Raw genomic sequence first — 19,239 nt, 5'->3', positions numbered from 1 at the left:
GATGTCAACTCCCTACGGTGCGTTACGCCTTCTGGCGGTTGCGGCGATTGCCGAGGGCCATCGAGGCCAGGACCAGCAGCACGGCGACGATGAACATCGTCGTGCCGATGACATTGATCTGGACGGGCGTGCCGCGCTGGGCCGAGCCCCACACGAACATGGGGAAGGTGACGGTCGAGCCCGCGTTGAAGTTGGTGATGATGAAATCGTCGAAGGACAGCGCGAACGCGAGCAGCGCGCCCGCGGCGATGCCCGGTGCCGCGATCGGCAGGGTGACCCGGATGAACGTCTGGACCGGACCGGCGTACAGGTCCTGCGCCGCCTGCTCCAGCCTCGGGTCCATCGACATGACGCGTGCCTTGACGGCGGTCACGACGAAGCTGAGGCAGAACATGATGTGGGCGATCAGGATCGTCCAGAAGCCGAGCTGGGCACCCATGTTGAGGAACAGGGTGAGCAGCGAGGCCGCCATGACGACCTCGGGCATCGCCATGGGCAGGAAGATCAGCGAGCTGACCGCGCCGCGAGCGCGGAAGCGGTAGCGGACCAGCGCGAAGGCGATCATCGTGCCGAGGACCGTGGCACCGATCGTCGCCCACACGGCGATCTGGAGGCTGATCGACAGGGAGCCGCACATGTCGGTGACGCCGCACGGGTCTTTCCAGGCGCTCAGCGAGAACCGCTGCCACTCGTAGTTGAAGCGGCCCTTCGGCTCATTGAAGGAGAACACCGTGACGATGACGTTCGGCAGCAGGAGATATCCGAGCGTCAGCAGTCCCGCGAGGACGACGAGGTGGCGCTTGAGCCAGTTGACGAAGGCCATTTAAACCAGATCCTCCGTGCCGGACCTGCGGATGTAGACGGTGACCATCATGAGGATCGCGGCCATCAGGATGAACGAGAGTGCCGCGGCCGTCGGGTAGTCGAGGATCCGCAGGAATTGTGTCTGGATGACGTTGCCGACCATGCGGGTGTCGGTGGAGCCGAGCAGGTCCGCGTTCACGTAGTCGCCCGCGGCCGGGATGAAGGTCAGCAGCGTGCCGGAGACCACTCCTGGCATCGACAGCGGGAAGGTGACCTTGCGGAAGGTCGTGAAGGGCTTGGCGTACAGGTCGCCCGCCGCCTCATGGAGGCGTCCGTCGATGCGCTCCAGCGACGTGTACAGCGGCAGGATCATGAACGGCAGGAAGTTGTACGTCAGACCGGTGACCACCGCGAGCGGTGTGGCCAGGACCCGGTCGCCGGCCGTCCAGCCGAGCCAGCTGGTGACGTCCAGGACGTGCAGCGTGTTGAGGGCGCCGACGACCGGGCCACCGTCCGCGAGGATCGTCTTCCAGGCGAGCGTGCGGATCAGGAAGCTGGTGAAGAACGGCGCGATCACCAGGATCATGATGAGGTTGCGCCAGCGGCCCGCGCGGAACGCGATGAGGTACGCGAGCGGATATCCGAGAACCAGGCACAGGAGTGTCGCGGCGGCCGCGTACAGGACGGAGCGCACGAACTGCGGCCAGTACCCGGACAGCGCGTCCCAGTACGTCGCGAAGTGCCAGGTGACCTTGTAGCCCTGCTCCAGGGATCCGGTCTGCACCGACGTGGACGCCTGGTAGACCATCGGCAGCGCGAAGAAGACCAGCAGCCACAGGATGCCGGGCAGCAGCAGCCAGTACGGGGTCATGCGACCCCGCCTGCGCGGTGGCTTCCGCTCCGCGCCGGCGGGGGCGAGAGGCGGCGGAGCCTCGGTGAGCGTCGGCATCAGGCCGCCTCTTCCTCGACGGTCTCCACGCCGGCGTCGATGTCCTGCGCCGCGTCCAGGCCGAAGGTGTGGGCCGGATTCCAGTGCAGGACCACCTCGGCGCCGGGCACCAGACGCGGGTCGCGGTCGATGTTCTGGGCGTAGACCTCGAACTCGGGGCAGACCGGGCTGTCGATGACGTACTGCGTCGAGACGCCGATGTAACTGGAGTCGGCGATCCTGCCGGTGATGCGGTTGCGCCCCCCGGGGATCTCGCCCGCGTCGTCGGCGTGGGTGAGGGATATCTTCTCCGGGCGGACGCCGACCAGCACCCTGCCGCCGGCCGCCGTCGACGCGGAGCAGCGCGCCTCGGGGAGCACGAGCTTGCCGGCGCCGGCCTTGAGGACGATGTCGCCGCCGCTCCTGGTGTCGACCTCGGCCTCGATGAGGTTGGAGGTGCCGAGGAAGTTGGCGACGAACGTGGACTGCGGGTTCTCGTAGAGGTCGGTGGGCGAGCCGAGCTGCTCGACGCGGCCCGCGTTCATCACGGCGACCGTGTCGGCCATCGTCATGGCCTCCTCCTGGTCGTGCGTGACATGGATGAACGTGATGCCGACCTCGGTCTGGATGCGCTTGAGCTCCAGCTGCATCTGCCGGCGCAGCTTGAGGTCGAGGGCGCCGAGCGGCTCGTCGAGGAGGAGCACCTTGGGGTGGTTGATCAGCGCGCGGGCCACCGCGACGCGCTGCTGCTGGCCGCCGGAGAGCTGGTGCGGTCTCTTGCGCGCCTGCTCGCCGAGCTGTACCAGGTCGAGCATCTCCTCGACCTGCTTCTTCACCGACTTGATGCCGCGACGGCGCAGGCCGAAGGCGACGTTCTCGAAGATGTCGAGGTGCGGGAAGAGGGCGTACGACTGGAAGACCGTGTTCACCGGCCGTTTGTAGGGGGGCAGGCGGGTCACGTCCTGGCCGCCGAGGCGGACGCTGCCGCAGGACGGTTCCTCCAGGCCGGCGATCATACGCAGGGTGGTGGTCTTGCCGCAGCCGGAGGCACCGAGCAGGGCGAAGAAGGAGCCCTGCGGCACGGTCAGGTCGAGCGGGTGCACGGCGGTGAAGGAGCCGTAGGTCTTGCCGATCCCCAGGAGGCGGACATCGCCGCTGGTGTCTGTCGTCATTCTCGCGTCACGCCCCCGTCAGCTTTGCGAACTTTTCTTCGAAGGCCGTCTCTTCCTTCTGCGTCAGCGCGCGGAAGGCGTGGGACTTGGCGGCCATGGCCTTGTCGGGAAGGATCAGCGGGTTCTTCGCCGCATCCGGATCGATCTTCTCGAGGTAGGGCTTCACCCCGTCGACGGGGCTGACGTAGTTGATGTAGGCGGCGAGTGCGGCTGCCTGGTCCGGCTCGTAGTAGAAGTCGATGAGCCGCTCGGCGTTGGCCTTGTGGCGCGCCTTGTTCGGTATCAGCAGGTTGTCGGTCGACGTCATGTAGCCGCTGTCGGGGATGATGAAGTCGACGTCCGGGCTGTCCGCCTTGAGCTGGACGATGTCACCGCCCCAGGCCACGCAGGCGGCCAGGTCGCCCTTGGTGAGGTCGGAGGTGTAGTCGTTGCCGGTGAAGCGGCGGATCTGGCCCTTGTCGACGGCCTTCTGCAGGCGGGCGATCACCGCGTCGTAGTCGTCGGCGGTGAACTTCGCCGGGTCCTTGCCCATGTCGAGCAGGGTCATGCCGACGCTGTCGCGCATCTCCGACAGGAAGCCGACCCGGCCCTTGAGCTTGGGATTGTCGAGCAGGTCGGAGATCGACTTGACCTCGATGCCGTCGAGCGCCTTCTTGTTGAAGGCGATGACGGTGGAGATGCCCTGCCAGGGATAGGAGTAGGCGCGGGCCGGGTCCCAGTCGGGGCTGCGGAACTGGGGCGACAGGTTGGCGTAGGCGTGCGGGAGGTTGGCGGGGTCCAGTTTCTGGGCCCATCCCAGGCGGATCACCCGGGCGGCCAGCCAGTCGGTGAGGACGATGAGGTCCCGCCCGGTGTCCTGGCCCGCGGCGAGCTGCGGCTTGATCTTGCCGAAGAACTCGTCGTTGTCGTTGATGTCCTCGGTGTACTTGACCCGGATACCCGTCCGCTTGGTGAAGGTCTCGAGCGTCGGGCGGTGTTTGCCGCTGTCGTCGACGTCGATGTACTCGGGCCAGTTGGAGAAGTTGACGACCTTCTCCTTCGCCGAATCGTCCTGGGCGGACGTGCTGTCCTGTGCCTTGCCTGCCCCGGGGATCCCGCAGGCGCTCAGCGCCCCGAGGCCGCCCGTCGCGAGCACGCCGCCCGCGGAGGCGCGCAGCAGGGAACGGCGGGCGAGGGAGGCCCTGCCGTTGCGGAGGCTGCGCCGCACGGCGGCCGCTTGGGCCGGGGTCAGGCGGTCGGACTCGTACTGCTCCATGCGTGTGGTGCCCTTTCGGGAGGTACGGCCGCGGGTCAGGCGGCCTGGCTGCTATCGGTCCCCGAAGATCGTGCGGTGCCAGTCCTTCCTGGCCACCGCCGTGTTGTCGAACATGACGTGCTTGATCTGCGTGTACTCCTCGAACGAGTATGCGGACATGTCCTTGCCGAAGCCGGACTGCTGGAATCCGCCGTGGGGCATCTCACTGATGATCGGGATGTGGTCGTTGATCCATACGCAGCCCGCCCTGATCTCGCGGGTCGCGCGCCCCGCCCGGTAGACGTCACGGCTCCAGGCGGACGCGGCGAGGCCGTAGGGGGTGTCGTTGGCGAGCCGGATACCGTCGTCGTCGCCGTCGAAGGGCAGCACGACGAGCACCGGCCCGAAGATCTCGGACTGGACGATCTCGCTGTCCTGGGGCGCGTCGGCCACGAGGGTGGGCCGATAGTACGCCCCGTCCTTGAGATCCCCCCCGGGAGCCTCGCCGCCGGTCACCACGCGCGCGTAGGCACGCGCCCGGTCGACGAACCCGGCCACGCGGTCGCGCTGGACGTGCGAGATCAGCGGGCCCAGGTCGGTGCCGGCGGCGAACGGGTCGCCGAGCCGGACGGTCTCCATGAGGGCGGCGGTCCTCGCCACGAACTCCTCGTAGAGGGGGCGCTGCACATACGCGCGCGTCGCCGCCGTGCAGTCCTGACCGGTGTTGATGAGCGCGCCCGCGACCGCCCCGTTGACGGCGGCGTCCAGGTCGGCGTCGTCGAAGACGACGAAGGGCGCCTTGCCGCCGAGCTCCAGATGGAGCCGCTTGACGGTCGCGGTGGCGATCTCGGCGACGCGCTTGCCGACGGCGGTGGAGCCGGTGAACGAGGTCATGGCCACATCGGGATGGCCCACCAGGCGCTCGCCCGCCTCCTTGCCGGCGCCGGTGACGACGTTGATCACGCCGTCCGGGATGCCCGCCTCGGTGGCGGCCCGGGCGAACAGCAGCGAGGTCAGCGGGGTGAGCTCGGCGGGCTTGAGGACGATCGTGTTGCCCGCGGCGATCGCCGGGAGGATCTTCCAGGCCGCCATCTGCAGGGGGTAGTTCCAGGGCGCGACGGAGCCGACGACGCCGATGGGTTCGCGGCGCACGTACGAGGTGTGGTCGCCGGAGTACTCACCGGCGGCCTGCCCCTGCAGGTGCCGGGCGGCACCCGCGAAGAAGGCGGTGTTGTCGATCGTGCCCGGCACGTCGAACTCCCGCGTGAGCTTGAGCGGCTTGCCGCACTGGAGGGACTCCAGGCGGGCGAGGTCCTCGGCGTGCCCGGCGAGGACGGCGGCGAAGCGGTGCAGCGCGTCGGAGCGCTCGCCCGGGGTGGCGGCGGACCAGTCGGGGAACGCCGCGCGGGCGGCCGCCACGGCGCGGTCGACGTCCTCGGCGCCGGCCAGGTCGTATGTGAACACCTCGGCGCCGGTGGAGGGGTCGACCACCGCGTGGGTGCGGCCCGACGTGCCCCTGACGGGACTGCCCGCGATGTACTGCGCGCCGTCTGCGAAGCGTTCGCGCAGCTCCTCCTGTGTTCGCAGGCGGATATCGGCCTCGCCGGTGTTGCCCGGGATGTCCATGTTGCTCTCCCTCGCCGCCGACCCGCGTCCACCACGGGGGCTGGCGTAGCTCCAGCTCGATTTGAGTGCCGATCCTGACAGAATAGAAGGACACCAACAAGGGATTCCGTTGTTGCCTTTTGGTTACGCGACGGAATCTGTCGACCGGGGTGTCGAGTCACACCCGAAAAGCCCAGACGTGGTGTCAGTGGCGCGTGCCACACTCACCGGCATGAGGAAGACCGATTCTTGGGAGACCCTGGTCGGGGAGCTCCAGGCGGGGGCCAGAGTCAAGTACCTGCACTTCTGGGGGCACCGTCCACGGCCGGACGGGCGGATCGGGGCGAGCTGTCTGAGCCAGTGGTGGCCGTCGCCCTTCATGGTGGACGGCGTGGAGTACGCGACGGCCGAGCACTGGATGATGGCGTCGAAGGCACGGCTCTTCCGCGACGCGGAGGCCGAGCGCAGGGCCGTCACGGCGCCGAACCCGGCACTCGCCAAGAAGGCGGGACGGCTGGTGCGCGGCTTCGACGAGGCCGTGTGGGAGCGCGAGCGCTTCGGGATCGTCGTCGAGGGCAGCGTCCACAAGTTCGCCGCGCATCCCGGTCTGCGCGCCTTCCTCCTGGGCACGGGCGACCGTGTGCTCGTCGAGGCGAGCCCGGTGGACCGGGTGTGGGGCATCGGTCTCGCGGCGGACGACGAGCGGGCGGCGGACCCACAGCGGTGGCGGGGACCGAATCTGCTGGGGTTCGCGCTGATGGCGGCGCGGGAGCGGCTGGCGGCACCCTAGGGGGTGTTTCGAAAGTCCTGTGCGGTGCCCGCGGTGTCCGGTGCGTGCTCTCGGCGTGCCGGACGAAGGCCCTCGTACTGGACGTACTCGGGGTTTCGGCCGGTGCGGCGAGTGGGGGTGCCCCCTGCTCGAAGAGCCTGGGGGAGCGTGCCGGGCGCCGTGGGTGCTGTGCGGGACTTCCGAAACACCCCCTAGCCGAGCCGGTGGGCCGTCAGCGACGTCGAGTAGCCGTCCCCCGTGTCGAGCCAGGGATCGTCATCACCGTTCGGGGCGATCAGGATGAGGACGAGGAGCGCGACGGCCAGGACGGCGCCGACCGCTCCGCAGATGAGGCCACCCAGGGCCATGCCCCCGTTCGTCGCCTCGCCGCGGCGCGCCTTGCGGCGGCCGATGATGCCGAAGATCACGGCGAGCACGCCCGCGACGATGGCCACCGGCCACAGGCAGAACACGGCGGCGGAGACGATCCCGAGGACGAGCGAGGCGGTGCCCATGCCGTTGCTCGGCATGAGGGGCGTCCCCGACCAGCCGTAGCCGACGACGCCGCCCTCGGGGCCGTACCCCGGATAGCCGGGGTACGCGGGATAGGCGTACGGCGTGCGGCCGGGGCCTTCGGGGCCGATGGGCGGCGGCGGCACGGGCTCACCGGCGGCCGGCGGGGCGAAGGGGTCGGCAAGGGCGCCGGGCGCGGGCCCGCCGAACGACGGGAACGCGCCCGCGGGGTCGCCCGGCACGGAGGAGGCGGGGCCCGGCGGGGCGGCCGGGGCGTTCCAGGCCCCCGCCGGGGCGCCGGTGGGCTCGGAGCCGGGCGGGGAGACGACCGTGGGCTGGTCGTGCGCGGACGGCGGGCCGCCGCCGGAGACCACGGTGTGCCGGGGAGCGGCGGAGACCGGCCCGCCCGTACCGGCAGTGCCCGGACCGGGCGCCTGGCCTGCGGGCGGCGCCCACGGGTCCGGCGCGGGACGCGGACCGGCGGCGGGCTTGTCGAGGGAGACCTCGGACGGTGCCGGGCCCGTCCCGTCACCCGGGGAAGCCCACGGGCCCGGGGCGGCGTTCTCCGGCGCTCCCTGCTGCGCCTGCGCGTCGTCGGACATGTGTTGGGCCCCCTCCGTCGTACGTCTGTCGTACGTCCCGTCATGCTACGGTCCGCGCCTGTCCGGCATGACCGCGCTCTACGATGATCCCCGAGTCACCGATCAGCCGATCACCCGCGTCCCGCCGAGTCCGGTGCGGGGGCGCCGTTCCCGGGGAGGAACCCTTGACCGACCACCGCGACACCGCCGGCGCGCGCGATCTCCACGCCTTCATCGCCGGGCTGCCCAAGGCCGAACTCCATGTGCACCATGTCGGCTCCGCCTCCCCCCGCATCGTCTCGGAACTGGCCGCCCGCCACCCCGACTCCAAGGTGCCCACCGATCCCGAGGCCCTCGCCGACTACTTCACCTTCACGGACTTCGCCCACTTCATCGAGGTGTACCTGTCGGTCGTCGACCTCATCCGGACGCCCGAGGACGTACGGCTGCTGACGTACGAGGTCGCCCGCGACATGGCCCGGCAGCAGGTCCGCTACGCCGAGCTGACGATCACCCCCTTCTCCTCCACCCGCCGCGGCATCGACGAACGCGCGTTCATGGACGCCATCGAGGACGCCCGCAAGGCGGCGGAGGCCGAGTTCGGCACCGTCCTGCGCTGGTGCTTCGACATACCGGGCGAGGCCGGCCTCGAATCCGCCGAGGAGACCGCCCGGCTCGCCACCGACGACCGGCTGCGCCCCGAGGGGCTCGTCTCCTTCGGGCTCGGCGGACCCGAGATCGGCGTTCCCCGGCCGCAGTTCAAGCCGTACTTCGACCGGGCCAGGGCCGCCGGGCTCCGGTCCGTGCCGCACGCGGGCGAGACGACCGGGCCCGAAACGGTCTGGGACGCCCTCGGCGAGCTGCGTGCCGAGCGCATCGGGCACGGCACCAGCGCCGCCCAGGACCCGAACCTGCTCGCGCACCTGGCGGAGCACCGCATCCCCCTGGAGGTCTGCCCGACCTCCAACATCGCGACCAGAGCCGTCCGCACCCTCGGCGAGCACCCCATCAAGGAGTTCGTGCGCGCGGGCGTCCTCGTCACCGTCAACTCCGACGACCCGCCGATGTTCGGCACCGACCTCAACAACGAGTACGCGGTGGCCGCCCGGCTGCTCGACCTCGACGAGCGGGGTCTGGCGGACCTGGCCAAGAACGCGGTCGAGGCGTCCTTCCTCGACGCCGCGGGCAAGGAGAGACTGACGGCGGAGATCGACGCCTACACCGCGGTCCGGCTCACCCCCTGACCCCCGTCCTTCCGTCCGCCGCCCCGCGAGCCGCCGCGCGGCGCCCCGCCGCCACAATGAGCCCATGCGAACCGTGACCGCCGTGGCCCATCGCGGCGACCCCTACCGCCACCGCGAGAACACGATCGACTCGCTGCGTTCCGCGCTCCGCCGGGGCGCGGACGCGGTCGAGGTCGATGTACGGCTCACCAGTGACGGCGTCCCCGTACTCCTGCACGACGAGACGCTGAAGCGGCTGTGGGAACAGGACCGGCGGCTCACCGCGCTCTCCTCCGCCGAGGTGGAGGGGCTCACGGCGGGCCGGGTGCCGACGCTGGCGGACGCCCTGGCGGCGACCGACGGCAGCAGGGTCATGATCGACCTGCCCGGCACGCCCTCGGTCCGTGCCGCCCGCCGGATCGTGGGCGTCGTCCGGGCCTGCGGGGCGCAGGAGCGGGTGTACTACTGCGCGGGGGCTCAGACCATGCTGGCGGTCCGGGCCGCCGCTCCGTCGGCGGAGATCGCCCTGACCTGGGCATCCCTCGCCCCGCCGCGGCCCGCCCTGCTCGATGCGGTGCGCCCGCGCTGGCTCAACTACCGTTTCGGCCTCCTCAGCGAGGAGCTGACGGCCCGGGCGCATCGCGACGGCTACCTGGTGTCCGCCTGGACGCCCGACACCAGGCGCTCCATGCGCCGCCTCCTCGCCATGGGCGTGGACTCGATCACGACGAACCGCATCGACGCGCTGCGCGCGGTACGCGGCGGCTGAGGCGGCGCCACCCACGGCGGCCTGGGCCGGTCGGCCACTGACGGCCGCGGCCCGGGCCGGTCAACCGCTCACGGCCGCGGCCCGGGCGGCCGGCGGCGCCGACGCCGTCAGCCCCTCCAGCCGCTTGATCTTCCTGCGCACCACGTACAGCGGGATCACGCCGAAGACCCCGAACGACATGTCGATCAGCGACCACCAGAAGGGGATTCCGCGGATCGGCCCGCAGATCAGGGCGAGCGGGATGACGCCCGCGCACGCGATCATCGCGAACTCCACCACCCAGATGTTGCGGACGGGATCGCGGTACGGCCCGTAGAAGGCCACCGCGATCACGAGGTGCGCGAACGCCAGCCAGTCCGTTCCGTAGAGGACGAAGGGCTGCTCGGCGTCGGTGGCGTCGAGTCCGCGGCGCACCCGCTCGATCCAGTCCATGAGGGCGGGGAGGTGCTGCGGCACCGACAGCGAGGTGAGCAGATCCTCGGCCCAGCGCAGTTCGTGCACCAGGGGGAAGGCCGTGGCGCCGCTGAGCACCAGACAGACGACGAAGACAACCAGCCAGACACGAATGCCCCTCAGCAGGGCGGCTCTGTCGCTCATGCGAGGAGCGTACGCCTTGAATTGAACACGTTCAAAAATCTTTTCTTGCCGTGGGAGGCGAACGGGAGGAGCTTGAAAGGGGGGCGGACGGAGGGGAGGTCCGCCGTGGACACCGCCGAGATCGTCGTGGTGACCCTGGCCGCCGTGCTGACAGGCGCCCTGGGCTGGTTCTTCTTCGGCCCGCGCCGCGCCCGCGGCGCACGCCTGGAGGGCGGGGTGCAGCGGGCGGAGGTGACCGTGCGCGGCGGCTACCGTCCCGACGTGATCCGGGTGCGGCAGGGCATTCCGGTGGAGCTCGTCTTCGACCGGCAGGAGTCCGGCGAGTGCACCAACCGGGTCGTCTTCCCCGACCTGCGCATCAGCGCCGGGCTGCCCGCCTTCCGCCGCACCACCGTGCGCCTGCGCCCCGAGCGGGCGGGCTCGTTCGGGTTCGTCTGCGGGATGAACATGATCCACGGCACGCTCGTCGTCGACCCGGCGGAGGACCTGGGGGGCGGCCCGCCCGCTCCCGGCACGGGCCCCGGCGGGACGGCCGCCGTGCCGGCGGACGGGCTCCAGGAGGGCACGACGGCCGCCGACGCCGAGGCGGCGGAGGCCGCCGAGCGCCGCGCGGAGATCGCGGACCTGGGCCGACGGGTCACCGTCGGCGCGGTGCTGACGCTCCCGGTGCTGTTCGCCGTGATGGCGCACGAACTCTTCGGTGCGGACTGGGTGCCCGGCTGGCTGCTCGGCCACTGGCTGCAGCTGGCCTTGATCACCCCTGTGATGTTCTACACGGGATGGCCGATCCACAGCATCGGCTGGCTGACCCTGCGCCACCGCGGCGCCGACATGAACTCCCTGATCACGCTGGGCACCTCGGCGGCGTACGGCTACAGCGTGCTGGTCACCCTGGCGCCGGGGCTGCTGCCGGCGGGCCTGCGCGAGGTCTACTTCGAGGCGGTCGGGGTGATCCTCACCCTGATCCTGCTCGGCCGACTGCTCGAAGCCCGTGCCAAGGCCGGCACCGGCGAGGCCATCCGGGCCCTGCTGGGGCTCCAGGCCCGTAGCGCCCGGGTCGTACGGGACGGGTCCGAGACCGACATCCCCGTGGACGAGGTCGTGGCGGGCGACGAGATCGTCGTACGGCCCGGTGAGAAGGTCCCGGTCGACGCGGACGTGCTGTCCGGCACCTCGGCGGTGGACGAGTCGATGGTCACCGGCGAGCCGATGCCGGTCACCAAGCGCGCCGGGGACACCGTCATCGGCGCGACGGTGAACGGCACCGGAAGCCTCAGGGTGCGGGCGGCCAAGGTCGGCGCCGACACCATGCTGGCGCAGATCATCCGGCTGGTGCGGCAGGCCCAGGCGTCCAGGGCACCGATCCAGCGGCTGGCCGACGCCGTCTCCGCCTTCTTCGTGCCCGTGGTCATCGCGGTGGCGATCGCGGCCTTCGCCCTCTGGTACGCCGTCGGCCCGGCACCCGCGCTCACCCTGGCGCTGGTCTCCGCGGTCTCCGTCCTGATCATCGCCTGCCCGTGCGCGCTGGGACTCGCCACCCCGCTGTCGGTGATGGTCGGCACCGGCAAGGGAGCCCGTGCGGGCATCCTGATCCGCTCGGCCGAGGCCCTGGAGACCGCCCACAGGCTGGACACGGTCGTGCTCGACAAGACGGGCACCGTCACGGTGGGAAAGCCGGTGCTGACCGATGTGCACGCCGTGGAGGGCGTGGAGGGCTTCACGGAGGAGGAGTTGCTGCGCCTGGTGGCCGGCGCCGAGGCCGACAGCGAACACCCCCTCGCCGCCGCGATCACCGACGGGGCCCGCGACCGCGGCCTCACGGTGCCCGCGGTCTCCGGCTTCGACTCGGTCACCGGCAAGGGAGTCCGGGCCACCGTGGACGGCAGGGCACTGCTGGTGGGCACCGCCCGGCTGCTCGCGGACGCCGGGATCGCCGCCGCGGAGCTCACCGCGGCCGCCGATGCCTTCTCGGCACAGGGCAGGACGCCCGTCCTGGTCGCCGTCGACGGACAGCCGGCCGGAGTGCTTGCCGTGGCCGACACCGTCAAGGACGACTCCGCCCGGGCCGTGGCCGCCCTGCACCGGCTCGGCGTCCGGACGGTGATCCTCACCGGGGACAACGCCCGTACCGCCGCCGCCATCGCGCGGCAGGTCGGCATCCCGCGCGTGCTCGCCGAGGTGCTGCCGGAGCACAAGGCCGACGAGATCCGCCGCCTGCAGGGCGAGGGCCGTACCGTGGGCATGGTCGGCGACGGCATCAACGACGCACCCGCGCTGGCCCGGGCCGATGTGGGCCTGGCCATCGGCACCGGCACCGACGTCGCCATCGAGGCCGCCGACATCACCCTGATCTCCGGCTCGCTGTCCGGCGTCGTCACCGCGATCCGGCTGTCGCGCGCCACCCTGCGCAACATCAAGCAGAACCTGTTCTTCGCCCTCGTCTACAACGCCGTCGGCATTCCCGTCGCCGCCGGCGCCCTCTACCCCGTGTGGGGCATCCGCCTCAGCCCGATCATCGCCGCCGCGGCCATGGCGCTGTCCTCCCTCTCGGTCGTCGCCAACGCCTCCCGGCTGCGCCGCTGGCACCCCGCGCCGCTGCCGGAGGCCGACGCCGCGGACGTACGGCCTACGGTCGAGTCCGCCGCGGACCGGGCCGCGGGGCGCGACGAGCGGACCGCCCCGGCGGCACGGCACCCGCGCCACGGGGGCACGGCGACGGCTGAGGCACCGGATCGCCCGGACGCCTCCGCCGCCCGGTCAGACCGAACACGGTCCCGGCCCCGGCCGTAGGCGTCAGGGGCACCGGCACCGGGCCTCCCCTTGCCGCCCGGGGTGACCCCGATGCAGAGCCACGAGCAGCACCAGCCACCGCGACCGCCCGTGCCGCGGTGGGCGGCGCCGTTCGTGCTGGGCCTGCTGGCGGTGCTCCTGGGCATGCACGCCCTGTGGTCCCCGGAGGCGTCACCCCGCACCACCGTCGTGCCCGGCCCGCGCCGGCCGTGGCGGCGGCCGCGGCGGCGGCCGTGGACGGCGACTGCGCCGACGGGCGCTGCGACCGAGCCCATGTCCAGCATGCGGACACCACCTGCGCGGCGGCCTCCGCCGGCGGGGGCCCGAAGACGCCCGCGCTCACGCCCGGTCCGACGGCCCGTCCCGCGCACGCCGACGCCCGGTGCCCGCGCCCGGCCGCGAACCCGGACGGCGGAGGCGCGCCACCGTCTCCGTCTCCGTCCGAACTCCAACTCCTGCGGATCTGGAGGCCGCCACGGCACCGGGTCACGACCCGGCCCGGCGCCGACGCACGCCGGACCCTTTTCCCTTTCCCACCGCAGGAGTTCCAGCTTGACCGTTTCACGTGCCCTGATCCGCCGCGCGGGCCGCCGAGATCACCGGGACGGAAAAGCTGCTCGGCAAGGTCTGACGGCAACCGGCCACGCCCGGCGGAGTCCGCGGCGCCTCCGCCGGACCGGGCCACCCCTCTCACCCCGGCGCCGGAACCGTCCCGGGCGCCAGGTGGCCCGCGCGGTGCAGTCCCGCGACGACCCCCGCGCAGGCCCCACCGATGGCGGCCAGTGCCGCCCACGGCAGCCATCGGATCCCGGTGCCGAACAGGGCGCCGACGGCGAGGTTCCCCAGTGAGACCGCGATGCCGCAGGCCGTGTTGTAGGCGCCGTAGTACGTCGCGACGAGCCGGTCGCCGGAAAAACGTACGACGGTGTCCATCTCGAACGGGTAGAGCAGCGCCCCGCCCCAGGCCAGCAGGGATGCGCACAGCAGGAGCGCGAGGACGCTCACGGCTCGGCCGGGGACGCCGGGGTACGGGCGGGGCATCAGCGGCAGGAACGCCGCTCCCATCACCACGAGGCCGTACGCGATGGCCTGCGGACCGCCCAGGGTCCGCTTCGCCCATGCGGTCAGCTTCAGCTGGCCCGACAGCGCGGCGAGCGCGGAGGCGGCGAAGACCGCGCCGGTGACCGGCCCCGTCTGTGCGCCGAAGAGTTCGCGGCTTCTCAGCGGCAGGGCGAGGTAGACCTGGAAGGCGAGGACGTAGGAGCCGGTCATCGCGGCGGCGAACAGCAGGAAGGGCCGGTCGGCGGCGATCGTGCGCCAGTCGCCGGCGACCGCGCGCCAGGCGGACCCGGCGCTCCGGTTCACCGCGGCAGTCGCGGGCAGGGCGCGGGCCTGGAGCAGGGCCAGGGCCGCGAAGACGAGTGCCGCGGCGGCGCACACCGCGCTGAAGTCCCAGGCCAGCAGGGCGAGTCCGGTCAGTGGCCCGACGAGGATCCCGGCCTGGTAGAAGACGTTGAAGGCGGCGAAGGCTTCGACGCGGCGCTCCTCGCCTGCCGCGGCGGCGAGGTAGGCGCGGACGGCCGGGTTGAACAGCGCCCCTGCCAGACCCGTCAGCGCCGAGGCGAGGATCAGGGCGGGCAGGGAGCCGGCGACCGCGAGCAGCCCGAAGGCGACGGTGCGCATCGCGCAGCCGGTGAGGATCATCGGCTTGCAGCCGTAGCGGTCGGCGAGGGTACCGCCGATGAGGAACATGCCCTGCTGGGAGAGGTTGCGCACGCCGACGACCAGGCCGACCGTCCAGGCCGCGAGGCCGAGGCCGTGGGCGAGGTGGTCGGCCAGGTAGGGCATGAGCATGTAGAAGCCGAGGTTGATGGCGAACTGGTTGGCCATCAACAGCCGTACCGGCCGGTCGAAGGAGGCCACCTGGGCCCGCAGGCCCCTCATCGGGCGCCCGCCTCCGCCAGGTCGCGGCCCAGCGGATCACGGACCCGGCCGCACCGGGTCCAGGAGGTGACCACGCGAGCGTCGGGCTCGGCGATCTCGTCGGGTTCCTCCGCCGGTACACGGCCGAGGAACCCGTGCTCGCGGCACCAGGCGTCGTTGTAGACGGTCTCCAGGTAGCGGTGCGGGCCGTCGGGGAAGACCGCGACGATCCGGGTGCCGGCAGGCATGGTACGGGCGGCCCACCCGGCCACGAGCGCGACCGCTCCGACGCTCCAGCCGCCGGACGCGTAATGATGCCGGGCCAGCCGGCGGCACGCCCACACCGCCTCGGCCGGAGCCACCCAGTGGACCTCGGCGAAGGCGGCGTAGTCCACGTTCCCGGGGTGGATGCTGGAGCCGAGCCCACGCATCAGCCGGGGCCCGGCGGGCTGCCCGAAGATGGCCGAGCCGACCGCGTCCACCCCGATGAGCCTCAGCCCGGGGAGCGACTCACGCAGTCCGGCCGCGACACCGGCCGAGTGGCCGCCGGTGCCGACGGCCGCCACCAGGACGTCGACGCGTCCGAGCTGGGCGACGAGTTCGGCGGCGAGGGGCCGGTAGGCGGCCGCGTTGTCGGGGTTGTGGTACTGATCCGGGCAGTACGCGCCCGGAGTGCGGCTGAGCCACTCGGCCACACGTGCGCGGCGGGCCTCCTGCCAGCCGCCCTCCGGATGCGGGGCCGCGACCTGGTCGACGCGAGCACCGAGGGCGGTGAGCAGGCGCACCACGGAGGGCTCCATGCCGGGGTCGGTGACGACGGTGACCGGGTGACCGTATGTCAGCCCGGCCAGGGCGAGCCCGAGTCCGAGGGTGCCGCTGGAGGACTCCACGACGGGCGCGCCCGGCGCGAGGTCGCCGCGCTGCCGTGCCTCGGCGACCATGTGCAGGCCGGGGCGGTCCTTGATGCCGCCGGGGTTGGCGCCTTCCAGCTTGGCGTGGAAGCCACGGCCAGGCGGGGCGAAGGGTTCGTCGATCCACAGGATCGGGGTGTTGCCGACGAGCTGGGCGGGACGGCGGGCGATCACGGGGAGCGGGGCGTGCCTCCCCAGAGGTTCGAGCAGGGAGAGGTGCATGGGGGTACGTCTCCTTCGCACCACGTCCGGTACGGGCGGGTGCGGTCGTCGTGGGTCGGCGGGCACGCCCGCACGCCCCGGCCACCCGGTACGGGCGGGGCCGGAGCGTGCGGGCGGCGCCTACTGACGCCAGACGCAGTGGAGCGCGAAGGTCCCGGAGCCGTGCGGCACGGGGAGGAGGGTGTCGGGCGGGCGGGCCCGGGCGGCGTACGCCTCCCCGGGCCCCGCGGTCGGCGACGGCGCGGCAGGAGGCTCGTCGCCGGATCCCGCGACCGCGCCGTGGACTGCGTCCCGGGGCCGGTCCGCCGCGTGATCGATGTGCCCGTCGGCCTTGTGGTCGTGCCCTGGCACCGATGTGAGCCCGTGATCGGTGTCCCCGCCGGCCCCAGAACAGCCGGCGACGACGGCGGTCATGGGCAGCCCGGTGAAGGAGGAGGAATGGACGGCGCCCGCGAGATGGGCGGTGATCAGCACGACGAGGCCCAGGAGCAGGCCGGTACGGCCCGGTCGCCCGGGGTTCCGTGCCCCCATCCGCGCACCCGTCACACACGCATCGTATGCGATCGGTCACGCTCCGCGATGTCAGCCGTGCTTCGCGGCACCCTGCTCCGCGGAGCGCACAGCCTGCACATAGGTCACAGCCAGGGCCTCACGTCACCGCCGCCCCGCACCTCGAAGCCCGCGTCGCGGACGAGCCCGTCCAGCAGGTCGACCCGGTTGTGGGCCATGGCGTGGCCCACTCCCCCGTGCACCAGGCGCCGGCCGAGCCCGCTCGCCGGCGGCCGGAACTCGACGACCAGGAGCCGTCCGCCCGGCCGCAGGACGCGGCACATCTCGCGCAGCGCCGCGGGCCGTGCGGCCTCGGGCAGGTGATGCAGCATCAGGCTGGTGACGGAGGGGTCGAACGAGCCGTCGGGCAGGTCGATGTTCTCGGCGATCCCCTCCCGGTAGGCACAGGGAGCGCTGTTCCGGCCGCCGCGCCTGCGGCGGGCGTAGGCCAGGACGGGCGGGGAGGCGTCGGCGCCGGTCGAAGGCGGGCGAGCGCAGCAGCGGATCGAGGTACCCCGTCACGTTCGGCTGCCGGGACGGTCCATCCTCTGTACCCAGCCCAGGCGGACGAAGCGCGCGCACATCCAGTCACTGACGACGACCAGATCGAGGCCGGGCCGCTGATGGTTCAGCAGAGCCGGGCTGCTCTTGCCGAAGAACTCGTCGTTGTCGTTGATCTCCTCGATGTGGTCGACCTCGATGCCGGTGCGCTTCTCGAACGCTTCCAGGGTCGGACGGCGATTCGGGTTCTCGTCGCCCGTGCCGATGTACAGAGGACAGCTGGCCCAGGTCAACCGCTTGTCGTGGGCCGACGGATCGGTGCCGGCCCGGTCGCCGGGTGCCACGTAAGCGGCGGGCACGCCACAGCCGGCGAGCACGCCCGGTACCGCTGCCGAGCCGAGGACGCGCAGCAGGGAACGACGAAAGGGGTGGGCGTCTTCGGAGTCCGGGGCATGCCGGCATGCATGCCGCGCGTGTCTGTGCACGGACAACCGACAGCGCGTCGAGCCGGTCCGCAAGAGCCCGACGCCCTGTCGGCCGGACGTCCCGCTGTCACGCTCACGGCGAAGGGGTCCGCCCCGCGCGACCGAACAGCTCGGCCCCGGACGGGAACTCCCGCCCGGGGCCGCGTTCGTGACGGACTGGCGCCTACGCGTCCAGCGACGTCATCACGTGCTTGACCCGCGTGTAGTCCTCGAAGCCGTACGCCGACAGGTCCTTGCCGTAGCCGGACTGCTTGAACCCGCCGTGCGGCATCTCCGCCACCAGCGGGATGTGCGTGTTGATCCACACGCAGCCGAAGTCGAGGGCCTTGGACAGGCGCATGGCGCGCGCGTGGTCCTTCGTCCACACCGAGGAGGCGAGGGCGTACTCGACTCCGTTCGCGTACTCGATGGCCTGTGCCTCGTCCGTGAAGGGCTGGACGGTGATGACCGGCCCGAAGACCTCGTTCTGGATGATCTCGTCGTCCTGCCTGAGGCCCGAGACGACGGTCGGCGCGTAGAAGTAGCCCTTGTCGCCGACCCGGTGGCCACCGGCCTCGACCTTGGCGTGCGCGGGCAGGCGCTCGATGAAGCCGGAGACCTGCGCCAGCTGGTTCGGGTTGTTGAGCGGCCCGTACAGCACGTCCTCGTCGTCCGGCAGACCGGTCTTCGTCTCGGTGGCGGCCTTGGCGAGCGCGGCCACGAACTCGTCGTGGATGGACTCGTGGACCAGGACCCGGCAGGCGGCCGTGCAGTCCTGGCCCGCGTTGAAGAAGCCGGCCACCGAGATGTCCTCGACGGCCTTGGCGATGTCGGTGTCCTCGAAGACGACGACCGGCGCCTTGCCGCCCAGCTCCAGGTGGACGCGCTTGACGTCCTTGGAGGCGGACTCGGCGACCTGCATGCCGGCCCGGACCGAGCCGGTGATGGAGGCCATCGCCGGGGTCGGGTGCTCGACCATCATGCGGCCCGTCTCGCGGTCACCGCAGATGACGTTGAAGACGCCCTTGGGCAGGATCGAGCCGATGATGTCGGCGATCAGGACCGTGGACGCCGGCGTGGTGTCCGACGGCTTCAGGACGACCGTGTTGCCCGCCGCGATCGCCGGGGCGAACTTCCACACCGCCATCATCATCGGGTAGTTCCACGGCGCCACCTGGGCGCAGACGCCCACGGGCTCGCGGCGGATCATGGAGGTCATCCCCTCCATGTACTCGCCGGCCGAACGGCCCTCGAGCATGCGGGCCGCGCCCGCGAAGAAACGGATCTGGTCGACCATCGGCGGGATCTCCTCCGACCGGGTCAGCCCGGCCGGCTTGCCCGTGTTCTCGACCTCGGCCGCGATCAGCTCCTCGGCCCGGTCCTCGAACGCGTCGGCGATCTTGAGGAGGGCCTTCTGGCGCTCGGCGGGCGTGGTGTTCCGCCAGGCCGGAAAGGCCGCAGCGGCGGCCGCCATCGCGGCGTCGACGTCCGCCTGCCCGGACAGCGGCGCGGTCGCGTACGCCTCGCCGGTCGCGGGGTTGACCACCTCGGTGGTCCGTCCGTCGGCGGCGTCACGGAAGTCGCCGTCGATGTAGTTGCGCAGACGACGCAGCTCGGTGCTCACTGCGGGCCCTCCAAGCTCAGTTTCGGGTGTCCAATCGCTGAGACACCCACCCTAGTGTGT

16 protein-coding genes and 2 pseudogenes are annotated in these 19,239 nt (G+C 71.9%); 5 read left to right on the top strand and 13 right to left on the bottom strand.

What is annotated here, in order from left to right:
* Positions 1 to 22: 22 nt before the first annotated feature.
* Genes ACFSL4_RS09400 through ACFSL4_RS09380 form a run of 5 tightly spaced genes read right to left on the bottom strand, consistent with a single transcriptional unit; the run spans position 23 to position 5,764 of the window.
* A complete protein-coding gene (locus ACFSL4_RS09400) occupies positions 23 to 823 on the bottom strand; it encodes an ABC transporter permease (protein ID WP_381080513.1) in 801 nt (266 codons plus the stop codon).
* The gene (locus ACFSL4_RS09395) at positions 824 to 1,753 is read right to left on the bottom strand and encodes an ABC transporter permease (RefSeq protein WP_381080511.1); all 930 of its coding nucleotides are present in this window, start codon (positions 1,751 to 1,753) and stop codon (positions 824 to 826) included.
* Positions 1,753 to 2,904, bottom strand: a complete 1,152-nt coding sequence (locus tag ACFSL4_RS09390) for an ABC transporter ATP-binding protein (protein WP_381080509.1) — start codon at positions 2,902 to 2,904, stop codon at positions 1,753 to 1,755. Before ACFSL4_RS09390 ends, ACFSL4_RS09395 begins: the two co-directional genes overlap by 1 nt.
* A gap of 7 nt (positions 2,905 to 2,911) precedes the next feature.
* Positions 2,912 to 4,159: an ABC transporter substrate-binding protein gene (locus tag ACFSL4_RS09385; protein ID WP_381080507.1), complete on the bottom strand. Its 1,248-nt coding sequence runs from the start codon at positions 4,157 to 4,159 to the stop codon at positions 2,912 to 2,914.
* Between the two features lie 51 nt (positions 4,160 to 4,210).
* On the bottom strand, positions 4,211 to 5,764 hold the full coding sequence (locus tag ACFSL4_RS09380) for a gamma-aminobutyraldehyde dehydrogenase (RefSeq protein WP_381080505.1): 1,554 nt from the start codon (positions 5,762 to 5,764) through the stop codon (positions 4,211 to 4,213).
* Between the two features lie 211 nt (positions 5,765 to 5,975).
* Here ACFSL4_RS09380 and ACFSL4_RS09375 point away from each other — a divergent pair, with 211 nt between their 5' ends.
* Positions 5,976 to 6,533: an NADAR family protein gene (locus tag ACFSL4_RS09375; RefSeq protein WP_381080503.1), complete on the top strand. Its 558-nt coding sequence runs from the start codon at positions 5,976 to 5,978 to the stop codon at positions 6,531 to 6,533.
* 191 nt (positions 6,534 to 6,724) lie between these two features.
* Here ACFSL4_RS09375 and ACFSL4_RS09370 read toward each other — a convergent pair whose 3' ends face one another.
* Positions 6,725 to 7,627: a DUF4190 domain-containing protein gene (locus ACFSL4_RS09370; protein WP_381080501.1), complete on the bottom strand. Its 903-nt coding sequence runs from the start codon at positions 7,625 to 7,627 to the stop codon at positions 6,725 to 6,727.
* A gap of 67 nt (positions 7,628 to 7,694) precedes the next feature.
* On the opposite strand from ACFSL4_RS09370, the pseudogene ACFSL4_RS09365 reads away from it, so the two are divergent.
* Both ACFSL4_RS09365 and ACFSL4_RS09360 read left to right on the top strand, forming a co-directional pair.
* Positions 7,695 to 8,850 (top strand): annotated as a pseudogene (locus ACFSL4_RS09365) (adenosine deaminase).
* Between the two features lie 64 nt (positions 8,851 to 8,914).
* A complete protein-coding gene (locus ACFSL4_RS09360) occupies positions 8,915 to 9,598 on the top strand; it encodes a glycerophosphodiester phosphodiesterase (protein WP_381080499.1) in 684 nt (227 codons plus the stop codon).
* A gap of 60 nt (positions 9,599 to 9,658) precedes the next feature.
* Here ACFSL4_RS09360 and ACFSL4_RS09355 read toward each other — a convergent pair whose 3' ends face one another.
* The gene (locus ACFSL4_RS09355) at positions 9,659 to 10,195 is read right to left on the bottom strand and encodes a hypothetical protein (protein ID WP_381080497.1); all 537 of its coding nucleotides are present in this window, start codon (positions 10,193 to 10,195) and stop codon (positions 9,659 to 9,661) included.
* A 105-nt stretch (positions 10,196 to 10,300) separates the two neighbouring features.
* On the opposite strand from ACFSL4_RS09355, the gene ACFSL4_RS09350 reads away from it, so the two are divergent.
* Positions 10,301 to 12,985 carry a heavy metal translocating P-type ATPase gene (locus ACFSL4_RS09350; protein WP_381080495.1) on the top strand — a complete coding sequence of 895 codons (2,685 nt, stop codon included), beginning with the start codon at positions 10,301 to 10,303 and terminating at the stop codon, positions 12,983 to 12,985.
* Between the two features lie 98 nt (positions 12,986 to 13,083).
* Positions 13,084 to 13,437 (top strand): annotated as a pseudogene (locus ACFSL4_RS09345) (DUF6153 family protein); the annotation flags it as partial.
* Between the two features lie 238 nt (positions 13,438 to 13,675).
* Here ACFSL4_RS09345 and ACFSL4_RS09340 read toward each other — a convergent pair.
* The 6 genes from ACFSL4_RS09340 to ACFSL4_RS09315 form a co-directional block, all read right to left on the bottom strand.
* Entirely contained in the window at positions 13,676 to 14,929 is a 1,254-nt protein-coding gene (locus ACFSL4_RS09340; RefSeq protein WP_381080493.1) for an MFS transporter, read from the bottom strand.
* The gene (locus tag ACFSL4_RS09335) at positions 14,926 to 16,041 is read right to left on the bottom strand and encodes a PLP-dependent cysteine synthase family protein (protein ID WP_381080491.1); all 1,116 of its coding nucleotides are present in this window, start codon (positions 16,039 to 16,041) and stop codon (positions 14,926 to 14,928) included. The genes ACFSL4_RS09340 and ACFSL4_RS09335 overlap by 4 nt, the downstream gene beginning before the upstream one ends.
* A 120-nt stretch (positions 16,042 to 16,161) precedes the next feature.
* Positions 16,162 to 16,587, bottom strand: coding sequence for a hypothetical protein (locus ACFSL4_RS09330; protein WP_381080489.1), 426 nt, complete (start codon positions 16,585 to 16,587; stop codon positions 16,162 to 16,164).
* Positions 16,588 to 16,676: 89 nt separating this feature from the next.
* Positions 16,677 to 17,042, bottom strand: coding sequence for a class I SAM-dependent methyltransferase (locus tag ACFSL4_RS09325; protein WP_381080569.1), 366 nt, complete (start codon positions 17,040 to 17,042; stop codon positions 16,677 to 16,679).
* A gap of 66 nt (positions 17,043 to 17,108) precedes the next feature.
* Entirely contained in the window at positions 17,109 to 17,468 is a 360-nt protein-coding gene (locus ACFSL4_RS09320; protein WP_381080487.1) for a hypothetical protein, read from the bottom strand.
* A gap of 271 nt (positions 17,469 to 17,739) precedes the next feature.
* Positions 17,740 to 19,179 (bottom strand): gamma-aminobutyraldehyde dehydrogenase, encoded by a 1,440-nt coding sequence (locus ACFSL4_RS09315; RefSeq protein WP_381080485.1) that lies wholly within the window; start codon positions 19,177 to 19,179, stop codon positions 17,740 to 17,742.
* Positions 19,180 to 19,239 lie beyond the last annotated feature (60 nt).

Source organism: Streptomyces caeni (assembly GCF_042678285.1).
GTDB classification, from domain to species: Bacteria; Actinomycetota; Actinomycetes; order Streptomycetales; family Streptomycetaceae; genus Streptomyces; species Streptomyces caeni.
The sequence above is the reverse complement of the archived record's forward strand: the minus strand, read 5'-3'. Positions and strand labels throughout refer to the sequence as shown.